This window comes from Pseudomonas sp. CH61 (assembly GCF_059429415.1).
In genome coordinates this window covers 5,145,789-5,161,242 of sequence record NZ_CM182098.1, presented here as the reverse complement: position 1 = coordinate 5,161,242, position 15,454 = coordinate 5,145,789, and the positions used below count along the sequence as shown (strand labels likewise).

At 58.1% G+C, this 15,454-nt stretch carries 15 protein-coding genes; 3 read left to right on the top strand and 12 right to left on the bottom strand.

Features of this window, described 5'->3' with window-relative positions:
- Positions 1 to 13: 13 nt before the first annotated feature.
- Together AC5SEM_RS23240 and AC5SEM_RS23235 are read right to left on the bottom strand one after the other, a co-directional pair.
- Entirely contained in the window at positions 14 to 475 is a 462-nt protein-coding gene (locus tag AC5SEM_RS23240) for an Lrp/AsnC family transcriptional regulator (protein ID WP_007910086.1), read from the bottom strand.
- Between the two features lie 295 nt (positions 476 to 770).
- A complete protein-coding gene (locus tag AC5SEM_RS23235; RefSeq protein ID WP_495471356.1) occupies positions 771 to 1,337 on the bottom strand; it encodes a PBECR2 nuclease fold domain-containing protein in 567 nt (188 codons plus the stop codon).
- Between the two features lie 508 nt (positions 1,338 to 1,845).
- Here AC5SEM_RS23235 and AC5SEM_RS23230 point away from each other — a divergent pair.
- The 3 genes from AC5SEM_RS23230 to AC5SEM_RS23220 all read left to right on the top strand — a co-directional run bounded on the left by AC5SEM_RS23230 (position 1,846) and on the right by AC5SEM_RS23220 (position 5,885).
- Complete coding sequence (locus tag AC5SEM_RS23230) at positions 1,846 to 2,838, top strand: hypothetical protein (RefSeq protein ID WP_495471355.1); 993 nt, start codon at positions 1,846 to 1,848, stop codon at positions 2,836 to 2,838.
- A 546-nt stretch (positions 2,839 to 3,384) separates the two neighbouring features.
- Positions 3,385 to 5,232 (top strand): PAAR domain-containing protein, encoded by a 1,848-nt coding sequence (locus tag AC5SEM_RS23225; protein WP_495471354.1) that lies wholly within the window; start codon positions 3,385 to 3,387, stop codon positions 5,230 to 5,232.
- 11 nt (positions 5,233 to 5,243) lie between these two features.
- The gene (locus AC5SEM_RS23220) at positions 5,244 to 5,885 is read left to right on the top strand and encodes a DUF2931 family protein (protein ID WP_495471353.1); all 642 of its coding nucleotides are present in this window, start codon (positions 5,244 to 5,246) and stop codon (positions 5,883 to 5,885) included.
- Positions 5,886 to 5,923: 38 nt separating this feature from the next.
- Here AC5SEM_RS23220 and AC5SEM_RS23215 read toward each other — a convergent pair whose 3' ends face one another.
- From AC5SEM_RS23215 to AC5SEM_RS23170, 10 genes are read right to left on the bottom strand one after another with little or no spacing between them, the layout of a single operon-like run.
- On the bottom strand, positions 5,924 to 6,895 hold the full coding sequence (locus tag AC5SEM_RS23215; protein ID WP_495471352.1) for a hypothetical protein: 972 nt from the start codon (positions 6,893 to 6,895) through the stop codon (positions 5,924 to 5,926).
- Entirely contained in the window at positions 6,868 to 7,572 is a 705-nt protein-coding gene (locus tag AC5SEM_RS23210; protein WP_495471351.1) for a hypothetical protein, read from the bottom strand. Before AC5SEM_RS23210 ends, AC5SEM_RS23215 begins: the two co-directional genes overlap by 28 nt.
- A complete protein-coding gene (locus tag AC5SEM_RS23205; protein ID WP_460120334.1) occupies positions 7,569 to 8,123 on the bottom strand; it encodes a baseplate complex protein in 555 nt (184 codons plus the stop codon). The genes AC5SEM_RS23210 and AC5SEM_RS23205 overlap by 4 nt, the downstream gene beginning before the upstream one ends.
- The gene (locus AC5SEM_RS23200) at positions 8,120 to 9,043 is read right to left on the bottom strand and encodes a hypothetical protein (RefSeq protein ID WP_495471350.1); all 924 of its coding nucleotides are present in this window, start codon (positions 9,041 to 9,043) and stop codon (positions 8,120 to 8,122) included. The genes AC5SEM_RS23205 and AC5SEM_RS23200 overlap by 4 nt, the downstream gene beginning before the upstream one ends.
- Positions 9,040 to 9,747, bottom strand: coding sequence for a DUF4376 domain-containing protein (locus AC5SEM_RS23195; protein WP_495471349.1), 708 nt, complete (start codon positions 9,745 to 9,747; stop codon positions 9,040 to 9,042). The genes AC5SEM_RS23200 and AC5SEM_RS23195 overlap by 4 nt, the downstream gene beginning before the upstream one ends.
- Before the next feature lie 8 nt (positions 9,748 to 9,755).
- On the bottom strand, positions 9,756 to 11,450 hold the full coding sequence (locus AC5SEM_RS23190; RefSeq protein ID WP_495471348.1) for a phage tail-collar fiber domain-containing protein: 1,695 nt from the start codon (positions 11,448 to 11,450) through the stop codon (positions 9,756 to 9,758).
- 9 nt (positions 11,451 to 11,459) lie between these two features.
- Positions 11,460 to 11,984, bottom strand: coding sequence for a phage tail protein (locus AC5SEM_RS23185; protein ID WP_150708049.1), 525 nt, complete (start codon positions 11,982 to 11,984; stop codon positions 11,460 to 11,462).
- The gene (locus tag AC5SEM_RS23180; RefSeq protein WP_495471347.1) at positions 11,981 to 13,156 is read right to left on the bottom strand and encodes a baseplate J/gp47 family protein; all 1,176 of its coding nucleotides are present in this window, start codon (positions 13,154 to 13,156) and stop codon (positions 11,981 to 11,983) included. The genes AC5SEM_RS23185 and AC5SEM_RS23180 overlap by 4 nt, the downstream gene beginning before the upstream one ends.
- Positions 13,153 to 13,470, bottom strand: coding sequence for a DUF2590 family protein (locus AC5SEM_RS23175; protein ID WP_071173502.1), 318 nt, complete (start codon positions 13,468 to 13,470; stop codon positions 13,153 to 13,155). Before AC5SEM_RS23175 ends, AC5SEM_RS23180 begins: the two co-directional genes overlap by 4 nt.
- The gene (locus AC5SEM_RS23170; RefSeq protein ID WP_495471346.1) at positions 13,467 to 15,452 is read right to left on the bottom strand and encodes a phage tail tape measure protein; all 1,986 of its coding nucleotides are present in this window, start codon (positions 15,450 to 15,452) and stop codon (positions 13,467 to 13,469) included. Before AC5SEM_RS23170 ends, AC5SEM_RS23175 begins: the two co-directional genes overlap by 4 nt.
- Positions 15,453 to 15,454: the final 2 nt, after the last annotated feature.

Below are 15,454 nucleotides of genomic sequence, written 5' to 3'. Positions count from 1 at the left end.
CCCGATCAAAATCTTAAACCGGCTGCCCCCGATCGATCTTGCTACTCAAAATGATCGACGTCGTGGTCTTCTCCACCCCGTCCACACTGCCAATCTGATCGAGCAACTGATCCAGTTGCTCCGGCGAATCCGTACGCAACCACGCCACATAATCAAACTCGCCACTCACCGCACACAGTTGTTGCACCTGCGCCATTGCACTCAACCGGCGTAGCACCTCTTTGCCAGAGCGTGGCTGTACCTTGATCCCGACATACGCTTGCAAGCCGCCGTCGACCACTCGCTGGCCGAGGCGTACGCCATAGCCGGTGATCACTTTGGCCTTTTCCAGCCGCGCCAGACGCGACGTCACGGTGGTGCGCGCAATGCCCAATTGCCGGGCGAGCATGGCCACGCTCTCACGGGCGTTGATCTGCAGGGCTGCGATTAGTTGACGGTCGATTTCATCAAGCACGGGCGGGCGGATGTCTGGCAAGGGCGGCTCCATGGTGTGTGGGGGCGGTGAGTTGCGAATGTTACAGGCACTACGAGCGACACGCTGCGGGTGATGTTGGAGCGGTTCACCCAATCGTCGACGCTAACGGTGCGCTGAAACAAAACATCGGATATTTGATTTGACTTGCCTGGCCTATTTATCAAGAATGCCAGCAAGAGCGCGAAATCTGCTGCCTTGCAGGGCATTAGCGGACGTAGGTACCTCAGCGATGCTGCAACATCGGTGTAAGGTGAGACCTCTTCATCCCATTTCCTGAGGGTGCAAATATCAGGATTCAAACATCAAGGGCAGCCGAATGGCTGCCCTTTTCTTTGTCTTCAAGAATGTACCGCTTGTACAAAAGCTCGCCTTGGCGGTGTTTGTTCATCGCTCTGGCCGGTGCGTGCATGAAGTTCCAGAGGAGATGCCCGTTTCGCACATCGACCACGACAAGCATGTCGTTTTTTGCCTCATAGGCATTGATGAATGCCATTCGGTGACCGCCATTATCGTAAAGGACTTTCCAGACTTCGAAAGGTCCCGTGAGCGTATCGATGGCATGTCGAACATAGCGCTCTCGGGAGTCTGGACGTTTCTCAACGATATGAGCCAGTTTGTCTCTCATGACTGCCACCCTCCCAATGGGTGTGAGGATAGTGACGGTCAGTACGGACTCGTCGAGAAACCCAAATTGATCCAGAAGGATTTTGAGGGCGTCTTCTGCGTTGTCAGCCCTTTTTATCTCGTCGATTGCCGCTGACCGAAGTTCTCTCGATAACGTTCTCAAATCAGGTAACGCAAGGTTGATCCAGGTTGGTTGGTGGGCTGCTTCCTTTATCAGTGGCGCAGCATTCACGAGCATAAAAACAATCCTGGACGGGCGGTGGCGTCCGGAGATTACTCGTCTGGAGAATTGGTCGACAACGCGCGGAGAGGGGAGAAAACATAGTTTGGGAACATTCCTACAGATCTTGCGGTTATATTCCTAACAATGCGTTTCCGAACATTGCGCTCGCCAAGACTTCGAACCTCAATCCATCACCCAAAAAAAAGCCGCGCATTTGCGCGGCTTTCAATTTGGTGGGCCCACACGGACTTGAACCGTGGACCAAAGGATTATGAGCCCGATTTGGAACGTCGATTTCATTGGGTAAAGCCTTAAAAATCGGGACATGTCTGCGATTCCTGTACATATGTGCCGAATAAAAATATGGCTGAATTGGACGGATGTTGGACGGAAAAATCTCGCGTTTTAGCCTGTTCCTATAGAAGCGCTCGCTCTTCGCTGGTGTGAGTGGAAAGAAATCTAGGATCATGGCCATCACGGTCTATCTTGACCAATCGACTATAAACCACCGGCGGAGTCACCCATGTCTGACCTTTTACGAGATACGCCTGCCGCCCTCAGATGGGCTGAAGAAGCCGAGCTGCGCCACGCTCCGGGGAAATTTGGCGAAATTGTACGCGCCATTATTTGGACTGACTCTCGCAACGAACATGGGGAGTTACAGGTCGACGTTGATCCGGCCAGGCTGGTCGCACAGATCAACAGCAATCCCTTCACCCTTCTTCATAACCACGACCCTGGGCTTCCCAAGGGAAAAGTTTTGGAAAGCGAGTCGTTCGAAAGCGAAGAAGGTCAAAAATTTGTTGCCGCGCTAATCGGGTATTACGCGGGCGGGGATGTGCTCAATTTTGGTGATTTGGGTCTTGATGAGCGAGCGTTGGTGCCACCGCCAGAGACGCTTCCTCCGCTGCCTGATGATATGTGGCTTGAGATCGCAACGGACCCAAGGGAGGTTGAAAAAGAGTGGTTGGACCAGGTCGCCAACGACTCGCCTGTCAAGATTGAGTGCGGTGAGCTTTCTCATAACGCCGCTGATTCCCTGCAAGAGTTAATCAGAATCGGGATCCCGTACGTAATTCTTGTATGGAACCCTTTCGTGAAGGCATTTGCCTCTGAAGCGGGAAAAGCCTCATATGCAGGAGTTCATGCTTGGTTAAAGCGCCTGCTCAGTCGAGCTGCTGAGCGACGTAGCCCCATCCTTGACTTCCACTCGTTCTATGAGGGGTGTCAGATTTCATTCTTGTACAGGGGGACTGACGTCAAAAAGCTTCATGCCGCGCTAGATGCTTCAGCGGGTGCTGCGGGCCAAGCGGCGCGCTTAACCTCCAGACTAAGAGATCGAGGAATGGTTTGTCGGCAGTTGGTTTATGAGTTCGATAAAGAGGCGCTCTTGTGGGTTCCCTCCTTTGCTTTGCTTGACGATGATCGAATTATTACCGACAACCTAGCGCTGATCTCCGTTGAGAATCTTCCGAAAGGCTTGAGTCTCGGGTTAACACGAAGTAAATCTCTCTGAAATCAAGTTCAGCGGCTGGAACACTACGCACCATCCCGCACCCCTTGATCCGCCGGGGTTGCGGGCTTCCTTTGAAGTCCAAGCGATTTAGGGTCTTAGCCGATTTTCTTATCAGTTCTGATTTAAAAATAACGCCAAAATCCTGATTTTTGTGGTTTCCATCCAATGAAATAAGGTGCTGCCGGCGGGCGAAGTGAAAAGACGTTTTCCGAGTAGATGCGCAATGTCTCTGCATTTCTTTTCAATACTTTGCATCATGTGAAATTGACCATAGCCAGCTGAAGCCCATAGCCCGCTTGGGTTAGCGATTCAATTGCACTTCCACGGCGCTTTCAAAAAAAAATGACACGAACTCCGTCGGCGGGAGGGGGATAAGTGCTTTTTCGGATGTTTTTTTGTTGACTGAGGAACTTTGCTGGCCCAAGTGTTCTCACCCAATGGATACGATCTTTGTACCTGGTTGGTACTTTGGGAAATGTCTGATTGTTTTTTACAGAGAGCGTCAGCATGGTGCTGCCTCGATCAACACTGACATGGAGGTCGGCAATGTCCGGCAAACCCGCTGCTCGCAAAACCGATACCGTTAGCTGCCCTCGTTGCGGCGGAACGGCCATCGAGTCCGGTTCACCCAATGTGTTTTTTGATGGTTTACCTGCGGCACGTGTAACGGACTGCACCACCTGCGGCAGTGTCTTGACCATGGCCGCTATGTCCTCGGTGCAGATCAATGGCCAAGCCGCCTTAGTCACTGGTTCGCAAGGTACGCATGGCGACACCGTCACCGGCGGTTCATCGAGCATCATCATCGGTAACAGCTTCACGCCTGCACCGGTCGCTCCCGTTAGTCCGATGCCTGCTCATCTGGCCGTCCCCACCAGCTATGTACCCGCCGACTCGCTCCTGACGCCTTCGCCGGAGCCTGCCGCCTTTGTGGATAACTCCAGTCTGGAGGAAGAGGAAGAAGAGGAGGAGCTTGAGGAAGACAGTTCTGTCGCGATCACTCTGCGCATTGGCGTGTTTTTCGACGGAACATTGAACAACGCAAACAATGGCATATTGGGGTTGTTGTGTGGTGCCAATCACCCCATCAAACCCGAAGACCTAGATGCGGCCTGCAAACCGTACATGAGTGATCCTGACAGCAGTTATGCGAATGATGAGTCGAACGTCAAAAAACTCAGTGATTTGTATTTCTCATCCGATGAGATTCAGGGCGAAGGCGAACAGCGCCAGTTTTTCCAAGCACTCTACATTGAGGGTATAGGCACTTCATCCGGCGAAGAAGACAGCATGATGGGAGCGGCCATGGGGCGCGGAGCAACGGGCGTAACAGCTAAAGTTGAAGGGGCCTTTAGAGAAATTGGGCGAATCATCTATGACTTTTCGCAAACCAACCCGGATTCCAAGATTGTGAATCTGACTTTCGACACTTTTGGTTTCAGTCGTGGTGCAGCAGCTGCACGGCACTTTGCCAATGAAGTCGCGCAGGGACAGAAGGGGCCTCTGGGTGAAACCATCAAGATGTTTCGTCGAGCGTTCCAAGAGTCTTTCGGCGGTGAGTACCAGCGAGATATCCAAATGGGATTTATCGGATTGTTCGACACGGTGGCGTCGGTTGGTGGCCTAGCTAATTTGGGTTATGTGCGAAGTCAGAAAGCGCCTTGGCTTAATCTCTATCTGCCTCGCAGCTTGTTCCCCAAAGTCGTCCAGTTGGCGGCTCGTGATGAAGTACGCGCCAACTTCCCGCTGACCCGCGTGAAAGCCGATCATCCTGAATTCAACTTGCCCGGTGTGCATTCGGACATTGGCGGCGGTTACTACCCCGAGTCTGAAGAGCTCCTGCTGATCAGTCCCATGCAAGCGCTGGACGTTCCCCTAACGACCGATGTGAAATACACCTCAATCTATCGTGATGCCCAACAAGTGAAGGCGAAGTGGGAGGCCAAAGGTTGGCCGGCAGAGATGCTGGAGGTTGTTACACCCTATGTTCGGAGCTTACCTCCGTCTCAGCAGGATCGCTTGAACCCTACCAAGCGTGTCTACGCGGCGTTGCAGCTTAAGCGACCAGTACGAGGTGAGCTGTCGCGGGTTTACCTGCGGGTCATGTACGAACTGGCTAAGCAACAGGGAGTACGATTCATACCAATCAACGATAAGTCTTCGCGCTATGCCATTCCGGCAGAGCTTCAAGCACTTTGTGATCGCTTTGTATCTGGTGACTACAGCACTACGCCAGCGGAAGAGCAGTTGCTCAAGCTGAAGTATATTCACACCTCGGCCAACTGGAACCCTCCCAGGAAGTTGCAAGGCACCACGCCACGCACGGGATTGGTTTATTTTAACGCCCCTACCACGGAAGGGATCCGCGTACAGCATCCCCACGTACCCGACTAGGAGTCACAAGCGTGCGAACACTATGGATTTTGTTAGGGGCATTTTTAACGGGCGGTTGCCAAGCTTCGGGACATTCGGACCTGGACGCCGGCCCGTGGGCACTGGGTTTTATCACTCCCTACGCCATGGACGGCTGGGTTGAGGACAGTGCCACTGTCGATGTCGATGGGAACATGTACCGTAGGATTGGAAGCAGCTCTTCCGGAGGGAGGAAAAACGGCACTCAGGGAGCAAGTGGCTGGCTGGTTACTGGAGGAGGCAAAGAAAGACATGTCGTAGATGCAAAACTTCCGGTACGTATCTATGTTCGCTGGCAATCGCTTGTCGAGCCACAAACCTACCAAGGCTGGATCGAGATACCCGAAAGTGCACGGCAGGTCATGCGCAATGCCCTGACCAAAGAATGCTCAAGTGTTCCAGAGACTACTTTTCTTCCGAAGCGTGCGTCTGTACGGCTGGGGCTAGCTCCCGGCGGTATCGTCCAAGTGTGGGCACTGGACGAGTGTCGACGAGCAATCAAAGTCGCACGCGCTCAAGTAGAAATAGAGCCAAAGGGGCCTGATTTAGGGCTTTCAGGTGGTACTTACTATCCATTGCAGGATGCGTCGAAACTGTATGTCGAAAAGTACGGAATCCCCTACGGCAGTTGGTAAGTCGCTGCATATTTAGCCCGCCAATTGGCGGGTTTTTGCTATCCGGTGATGGGCTTCAATTTCTCGCTCAACGACAGCGCGCTGGTGGCATTGCGTACGAACTCTCCGGCATTGTCTGGCGGAGGTGTTGGTCCATGCTTGTGCGCAGCTAGCTGGCTATTCATCTGTTGCACCAGGTCGAGCAAATCACACAGCACCTGCAACACATTCACTCCGCTCGATCCGATCCATGTCTTTGGCGCCTCCAGTCGTTGACTGACTTTGGCCACGCTCTGACGTAGCCCCTGGATCCGTTCCTGCATATCGCCAGCCACCGTGGCGTTGTACTTCTGTCCCACGACCAGATTCAGATCCCGGCCCGTAGCCTGGTGCAGATCGTCCACCGCCGCCAGGCTCACGGATCCGCCCGACAACAATTTGAGCGCGCCCAGCGCCTCGATCTTTTTCACCCCACCCACAGATTCGGTCGAGTGGTCATCGATCGTCTGCGTGTGGCTCTGGAACTGCTCGCGGTTGTCCAGGGCTTCGACTTCGCGCTCGATCGCCTGATCACGAATCTTGCCATCGGTCTGGCGTAGCCAGTTGCCGTCGGCGTCGACGCGCTGCTGGGCGGCAGCGCTGTGTTGCCACACCTGATCCCCTTTCGGCACCTTCGGCATGCTCAGGCCGTGCGGCAATATCGATTGAATGTAGGGCTTGTTCGGCAGGCCGTAGGCAAAGCAAACCACGACCCGCGTGCCCTCCTCTGGAAAGGCGTAAATGCCCATTTCCTCGCCACCTGTGGGCAGCGGCAACGGAACGCCAGTGAGCGGCGGCATGGCTGGGTCTGGTTCATCGTCAGGGCCAAGCACTTCGATGTCCACGGCATAGCGCGGCCGGAAGTCGTCGCACAGTCCGGCGTCCGCCGGCGCGTCGGCCACGGCGGTAACCCGGGCAAATCGCGGCAGGTGATAGCCACCGGTGAGTTCGGGGAATTGGCGCTCTACAGCGCGGCGGATTGCGTCGTCCATCGGATGGCCATCTGGTCATTGGTGAGTGCAACAGTGGTAACGCGCTCGCCTTTGTTGATCGTTGCACCTGGTCGCAACCCGGGAAGGGCCGCGACCATCGCGCTTTGGTTGCCCTGGTAGCTGTCAAACAGCTCCGTTGGGATTTGCAACGGCGCACGGGCGCCGAAAAAACTGTCGGCCCAACTGCCGGCGAACACTTCACCGTTGCCCAGCTGGTGCCAGGTGAAGTCGGGAATGCTGAACACTCGGGCCAGACTGTCCATCGCCTGGTAACCGGCGGCGAGGCTGTAGAAGTACGGCGTCTTCACGCTGGCGTATGGTTGATCCGGAACGCGGAAGCGCAGCCCGGTTTGTTCGCTGACCTCGGCCAGCACGGCGCGCAGATCCACATGACGCAGGTTCAACGGCAACGGGTTGGCCAGCACGGCGGCCAGCTCACGGCAAAACAACACCTGTTCGACCGCGTTAGCGGCCGTGCAGCGCTCGACGTAGCCGATAAAGTGCCGTTGCAGCGTGCCCTCGTTGTAGCCGATATCCAGCGTCACCAGCCCTTTCAGCGGCACAGGGGATTGAACTGTGAAGTTCGCCCGGCCGGGACTGGTAGCGTCCAGCCTGACGTCCTCCTTGATGAGAGCGATCGGGGCGCCGTTGATGGAAAGTATCTTGTGCAGTTTCACGTCTGCTCACTCCCGCCCAGCCACTTATCCACACGTCCCAGCACTTTTTCAAAGCCGCTAAGCGCGGGGTTGTCGCTGGTTCCATCACCGTTGCCGGCGCCGCCTTCGCCGACCGCACTGCCCGGGGCGCCTTGAGCGTCAACCTTGTTGCCGGCGCGCCGGCCTTCGACTTTCTCCGGGTTCGATTCGCGTTCGCTCAGCGTGAATTGCACAAGCCAGGCTTTCAGGGTGTCGGCTTCCCGCGCACTGACGCCGTCGGAGAACTCCACCTGACGCACGCCGAAGGTTTCGGCCGTGTCGTTCACGATCCGATACAGATGCAACTGACCGCCGCCGGCGGTGGCTTCAGCCATGCGCAACAGATCCGTAAGCTGGGTTTTATCCACAAAGGGGATCATCAGCGAGACCGCCAGCGTCTTGGGCTTGAAGCCCTTATGGGCCTTGTCCGTGTTGCTGGTCTGGCCGGACATATCGCCACTTTCGATTCGCAGATTGGCCGTGACTTTGAGGTTCTTGCCTTGGACTTTTTGCCCGTCGAGTAACAGCGTCATAGGCCTACCAGTTCCCGCACAAAGCTCAATCCTTCTTTGCTGCCGACCAACAGAACCCCGGCACACTGAATCCATTCATGGCCCGGCGCATCGCCGGCCAACAACTCGCGGCGTAATTCTCCGGCAGTGCCTGGGCCGATCATCCGCGCGCGCACGCTGACGTCAGGGTTGCCCCCGGCCAGCAGGTCTTTCAGGTCAGCCAATTGTTTATCTCGCCCCTGCTGCTGGGCGCTCTTGCGAGCTGCCAGAGCTGCCAGATCGGCCAACGGCGAGCTGTCGGCGGCGTAGCCTTCCAGCACGGCTATCTGCCCCGCCATCGACTGTTTGGCAGCTTTGACCACCGTGCAACGCTCCAGCGGCAAACCCTGCCAGCGCGGTAGAGTTCCGGCGCCGGGGATCTCCCACTTTTCACTCTCCAGTTTCACCAGGTGCTGCGCCCGGCGCTCGGTGCGCACCAGGTCAGGGATCGGCAGCAGTGCATTGAAGCGCGCCAAGCTGCTGGCCAACTGTTCCAGGCGCGTGCCCAGGAACAGGATCGACAACGCGTATTGCGGCCCAGTCGGACGCCCACTGTCGCTGGCGTCTTCCAGTTTCTTGGCGAGATGTTCCAGCGCGTTGGGCGCGGACAGAAAGCGCTGATAGCCCGCGCCCTGGCCAACGCCGCTTTGAAATGGCGTCACGACCAGGCACGCCGGAACCTGCCCCATCTGCTCGGCCAACGCTGCGCGTCCTGCCGCGATCGCGCCTTTTGCTGCATCACCGACCGGCCCCGGGTTGGTGTTGGCCAGTCCACTCAGGCCAGCCAGGCGCTGGGCGGTGCTGGCCAGTTCGCCACCGGCCAGATCCTTGGCCGCTGACAGCCCGGCCATCCACTGCGTGGCCTGCTCCGGCCAGCGCATTGTCACCGGTGCCCAGGTCATGCCGGCGGCGTCCAGGTGATGGCCTTCATTGCCTTCAGATTTTTGTCTTTCTGAGCCTTCGCCACAGCTTGGCGCAGTGTTTCCGCGTGCTGCTGCGCCGCTTGCCGGAAGCGCACCAGGTCAAGGCTGACTTTCTGCAGCTGGGCGATGGTGTGCGGCCGGAAGGCCAGCACCTGGTCGATGTCATAGCAGGGGTAAACATCGTCCAGGCCCAGCAGTACCTGGCCGTTCAGGTTCACTTGGTCATCGATCTCGCTGCTGTAGCGGTATGGCCCGCCCAGCGCGCTTGAAGTGAATCCGCTCGCGATGTAGTCCGCGCATCCGGTCGCGATCGCTTGTAGTTTCTGGTCGCGGAGTGCGGCCAGAACGGCCTCGATGTCATCGACCCATTTACCATTCTTCCAGATCTGATTAGGGCCGGGCTTCTTCATGGTGAAACCCGCTGGAACCGCCTCAAAGCCTTCCAGTGTTCGCGGCTCGCCGGTGTCGGTGCTGTACACCACGACGCCGCCGAGGTAATCCACCAACTGCCAAGCGTTACCGTTCCACCAAGCGGCTTTATGCTCCGGAACGGCAGGCGGTTCGACTTCCACGCAGCCACCAGGAATCAAGTAAACGCCGGGTTCCAGAGGGGATTCGTCAGCTGTTACGGAACCAATAAAAATGCCGAGGTGGTCAGTCTGGTACACCAGTTTTTCAGTCATGCTCGATCTCAATACTTGATGCAGTAAAAAAGGGCCAAGTTTCGGGGCCGTGTCTCGATGCCGCCGGCGGCAGCCACGGAGATGCCGTGGGTGTGGTTACCTGCCCCGCCAACCCCAACGTTGTGCGCGTGCTGTCCGGCGGCACCGATGCCGACGTTGTGCGCGTGTTGGCCCTGGTAGTCGGTGCGCATGGGGCGACCGTCGGCATTTTTTCCACCAGGAATTTCAAGTTCAGTCCAGACGCTGCCGCCTGCCGGATAACCCACATTGATGCCTGCGCCGTTGTCGACAGTTCGGAACCCGTGATCATGGTTGCCCTGGGCATCCGTCCAGGCGCTGTGCACGTGATTGCCTTGGGCGTCTGTCCAGGCGCCATGCACGTGATCGCCTACGGCTGCGGCCGAGGCGCCGTGCGCGTGCGAGTGGATCATCATGTCCTGATAGACGCCGAATGCACGGCCAGGATCCAAACCTCGCCCGTCGTCCCAGCCGCGAGGAAACAAGCCGCGCATGTCGGGCAGATTGAACGTGGTTGAACCGTCGCCGGCTCCGTAGTGTGTTGCGATACGTGCAAACAAGCCGGCGAAAGCAGTACGGGAAATCGCCGCACCGTTACATGCCAACCAACCCGCCGGCGGGCTATTCATGGCGAAGGAGGCCACCATGCCGGTCATCGAATCCCCGACTTGTTTTTGCAGCTTGTTCAGCGCGGCTGTCGACGCCACGATCTGGCTGCTGTTGGTTGCTGGATCGTCGCTGATTGCGTTGGGCAAGTTGCCCAGCCCCACGTCTGCTTTGGTGGTTGCCCGGGCGCGCAACTCCGCGTAATCCCCTTTACGTGCCGCCAAATGCTTGATGAGTGCGCCGGCGATCGGCTCAGGCTCACGAGCGTCGTAAATCTCCGTCGGAGATGCGTAATAAGCGATCGGCACGCAGTAATGGCGAACCCCGGCTGCGTCGGTGTAGTCACCTTGCTGTCCGAAAATCACTTTCCACGTCGCGACCCGATCGTTTAATTGCCGCTCCAGGCAAACGTCCAATGTCACTGTGCCTACGGCAACACCCGACAACGGCACAGGCTTTTCCATGAATACCCGGATGCCTTCGATGTAAGCAGTGCCGGCACCCAACTGGAAACCGTTTTCGCCCTTCCCGAATGCCAAGGAGTTACCGAAAAAACAGGCGCGGCCGTACACCTCACGGTTACTCAGGCGCTCTCGCTCATCGATGCCAGCAAGGCGCACCGTAAAGTCATGCTGCCAGGTGCTGGCATCGATCTTTACGCCGGTGAGTTTCATGGCGCCGTCAAAGGCCACCAGAAAATTACGGGTGACGTTGTTGCCGATCTGCTCCGGCGGAATGTTTCTCCGTTTCTGTTGCAGTGGCACCGACGACGCGGCGAACAAGATGCCGTCAGCGTCCTCAAGTCCGACCCAGTTGAAGTCCCAATCCCCGACGTCTGACCCCAGCTGTGCGCTGTACACCACCTGGTTCGGGTTCACGTAACCCGCGTTCTTTTCCGGGATCGTGTAGACGTGAACGATCTGCGCAGCCGGTGGCTTGCCGGCAGCGCGATCGAGCGGCGCGGTCGGATCAAGCCCGGGCACATTCGCAAAGATGAATCGGCTGACGATCAGCGGCTTTTGCTGGCTTTGTTTAAGGGCGATTTGGCTTTCGCCGGCCAAGGTAATACTGGCGCTCACGGTGCGCTCCTACAGGCTGGCAACCAGCGTTTGCTGGTCGTCGTTGAAGTCGATCAGGGCGATTTGCAGCCCCACGGGGGTGATGGTGACGAAGTCGTAGCGCCGGCACGTTCGACCGTATTGCTGGATCAGCACGCGCAACAGTTCAGGGTTCAAAGACAACTGAGCGTTGCTGAACTTCAGCAGCACCACGTCCCAATCGCGGTCGGGCTGGCGTTCCTCGATCTCGACGTAACCCACGCCCAGTCGCTCGAAAATGCGTTTCAAACCGGCAGTGCTGCCGGCGTCGACTGAGTTGATAAACGCGTACTTCACGCGCAGTCGAAACAGGGTCTCGGGTTCGCCCTTGAAGCGCGTCACGTCCCGCTGCCAGGCCCACAGTTCAAGGATGCTCATGTGGCAGGTGTCGGGATCGATCTGCGAGTAAGGCCAGCGCAGCCAGCCGGTGACGGTTTCCCACCACGCCTGTGCAGCCGCGACCAGTTTCGAAAGCTCGGTACCGCCAAGCCAGAACGGCAGTTTCAGTTTGTTCATTGCAGGTTCACCTTCAGTGAAGTCAGGCGCGGAATGTCCAACCCGCTGGTGATGTCGACGCCAGGTGTAAACCGCAATGAGGCGATATCGGCAAACTGCTGGTGCAGTTCTTCCGCGAGGCGACTGAAGCTGAAACGCGACTGGGGATAAGTCAGCGTCGGCTGATAATCGCGGGGCGTGCTTTCCCGAAACGCGGCGCGGATGAATAGCTCGATCTCACTTTTAAGCGTGTCGATCTGCTCGGCGCTCAGATTTGGTTGCGGCCAGAGTGTCATCGCAACACTCACGGGTACTTCGGGCATCACCATGGCCAGCAGATCATCGCCGTGGCCATGGTTGCCCTGGTCGCGAATGTGCGAATTGATTTGCTCCAGGTAAGTCGCCGCCGGCACACCTGCATCAAACAACACAAAGGCATTCGCGCTGCCCGGGCCACGCGGTGCGCCATGTTCGAAGTAAACGCCGTCCGGACGCACGCCCGGAAAGGCCGAGATCATGGCGCGATACACCGCGTCGGTGTGCCACTGATTCACGGCCGAGAACTGGTTGCGCACGCGCAAACGCAGCTGGTCGTTCGGCTCCGGATCCGCACCGGGTGATTCCAGCCAACCGTCCTTGTTCACCACCTGGACAATTCCCGGTACCGGCACAGGCAGGATCGCGTAGTAACCCGGCGCGAGATTGAAGCCACTGCCCGATTCGATCGCCTCAACGGGGACTTCCAGCTGTAACTGACCGGCTACGAACGTCGCCGGCGCCGTGGTAATCAGTTTGTACACGTTGCCGTTGATGGCGGCTGACTGCACCACAATGCCTTTTTCCAGTTCCATGACGCCGTCCGGCAAGGCCCGGGTAAACAGCAATTTACCGCGGGCTTTGGTGGCGCCTTTACGCTCGACGTTCACCGCCCAGGCGAGCATGTCCAGCCACGCGTCCACCGCAGTTTTCACAAAGAAATTCGGCAGCACCGTCAGGCACAGAAAGTCCAACAGCCACAACACCGGTTTGGTCACCAGCGCGGTCATCACCCGCCAGAACGGCGAATAACTGCTGGTGTTGGCCACCTTCGCGCCCTGGGCTTCCACTTCCTTTTCCCACGCAGCTTTCAAACCGGCCTCGGTGGTCGGGATGCCGGCGTCGGCGATCACCTTCTTAAAATCGACCTGGCTCACAGACTTACCTCAATCGAACCGAATTTCAGGGTTTTCGCAGTGACCAGGTACACACCTGGTTCCTGCTGGGTGATGCGTGCCGTACCGGGCACCAGGCGCTGGTCGTCCTCCACCAACAATTCCAGTTGCTGGATGCAGTCGCGCTGCCGCAACCGATCGCGCTCGGCCACCAGTGTCACCAGCAACCCGCTGTCGCGGATCATGTGAGCGATGTCCTGGGCGATGCAGGCGCGGTCATCGACCAGCAGCGGCTGGTGTGACGGATCCAGCGCCAGGTCGTTGTTGACGATCAACAGGTCTACGTACTCGCTCATCCGCCGACCGCCATTGCGACCATGTTTTCCATCTCCAGCGGCGTCATGTTCTTGCCCGTGTGAATGTTCACGTTCTCCACATGCGTGCCCTTGTTCTGGCTGTTGTTGTTGTTCTGGATACTGGTCAGCAGACCACCGGGCGGCACCGCTGAAGGGCGCGCCGGTGAAAGGCTGGGGATTGCCGCGTTGATGGTCTGCTGGGCTTTCTGCGCGGCGTTGGCGGTGTCAGCGGCATTGGTCGCGGCATCGACGCCAGGCACTTCAGGCATACCGCCAAAACGCGCTTCGATGTTCACGCCCGGGATGCTGTTCAGCAGCTCGATCACGCCGTTAACAGCCTTGGTGAAAATGCCGACGATGCTGTCCCAAGCAGCCTTGGCCATGCCGGACCAGCCGCCCATGGAGTTGAACCAGTCGGACAGCTTCTGGAGCTTGTCGGCGACGAACTGGAACGCGGCTGTGTTCATTAGGGCGGACGTCCATTCGTCCCAGTAGTGAACCGCCGCGACAATGACCGCCACCAGGGCGAGAACACCGACCACAATCCACACCATCGGGTTGGCCAACAGCGCCGCGTTGACCAGCCAGATCGCGCCCTGCCAAAGCAGCATGGCGCCGCGCACCAGGGCAAGACCGGCGCTGAGCGTGTAGATCACGGCCATGTAAGCCAGGATCGCCAGTTTCTGCAGGACGAAGCCGGCAACGGTGCGCAGGTTCAGCAACTGCATGACCTTCCACACCGATAACAGGCCCAGCCAGGTCATCCGGGCTACGCCGACCACGAGGGTCAACAACGACATGGCGCCGACGATCGCCATGATGGTCAGTGCGGTGATGCCTATCACCCGGGTGATGTTGGGAAACAGCTGCGACCAGCGCACCAGGGTTTTGCCGATGTCGACCATCTTGCTCATGAACGGCGTCAGTACCGGGATCAGCACCTGGCCAAACACCACCCGCATGACTTCGACCAGGGACGCCCACTGTTGCCACGGATCGACCATCGCCCTGGCCATCTGCTCGGCATTTTCCAGACCGCGCACCTTGCCCAACTGCTCGATGCCGTTGCGCAGTCGATCGGTGTCCTTGGCCAGCGCGCCGATCACCTGGGCACCTTCTCCGCCGAAGGCCTCCATTAACTTGGCGCCGGCCGAGGCGCTGGTCAGGTCACCGAACTTGGCCTGCAGCTTGTCCAGAATAGCCATCATCGGCAGGACTTTGCCCTGCTGGTCGGTGAACTGCATGCCGAGCTTTTCCGATGCGGCGCCGATGTTCTCGAAAAACGCTTTGTAGCGTCCGCCGGCGTCGCCGCCCTCCATGGTGCTGCTCAGCGTGCCGATCACCGCCATCTGTTCGGCAAGGTCGACACCCGATGTGGTGGCGATCGCGCCGGCCTCCTTAAAGGCGTCTTTCATCGCCGCGCCGCTGGTGCGGAACAACTGCACGGCCAGCGCCGTTTGCCCGCCGAGTTTTTCCACCCATGCGCCCTTACCCATCGCATCCGCTTGGGACTTCTGCAGGTTGTAGAGCGTGCCGACGTATTCGCCCATGGTTTCGGCGTCCGTCTTGGTGGCCTTCGCCAGTAAGTTGCTGGTGTTGGTGAACGTGGCGAGCTGGTTGCCGGCAAGCCCCTTAATGGCGCCCTCGATCAGGTAAGCCGAGGCCACAAAATCCTTGGCGTTCTCGCCATAGCTCACCGCGAACTGCAGCGACTTGGCATTGAGTGCCGACAACGCATCCTCAGCCACGCCCAACGATCGGACGTCGCCCAGGGCGCGATTGACCTCCAGCGCCGGTTCCATGGACTCCCGGATCCCGACCACAGCAGCGGTCACGCCGCCCAGACCAAGCCCGATCGTCTTTATGTGTTTTTCACTCTGATCGGCAAGCTCGGAAAAGCCCATTTTCACCTTGCCCAGAGGCGCAGTGACCTTGTCCTGCAAGCTGAGAATGAAAGCCAGGCTGGCGCTACGGTCTGCCAAAG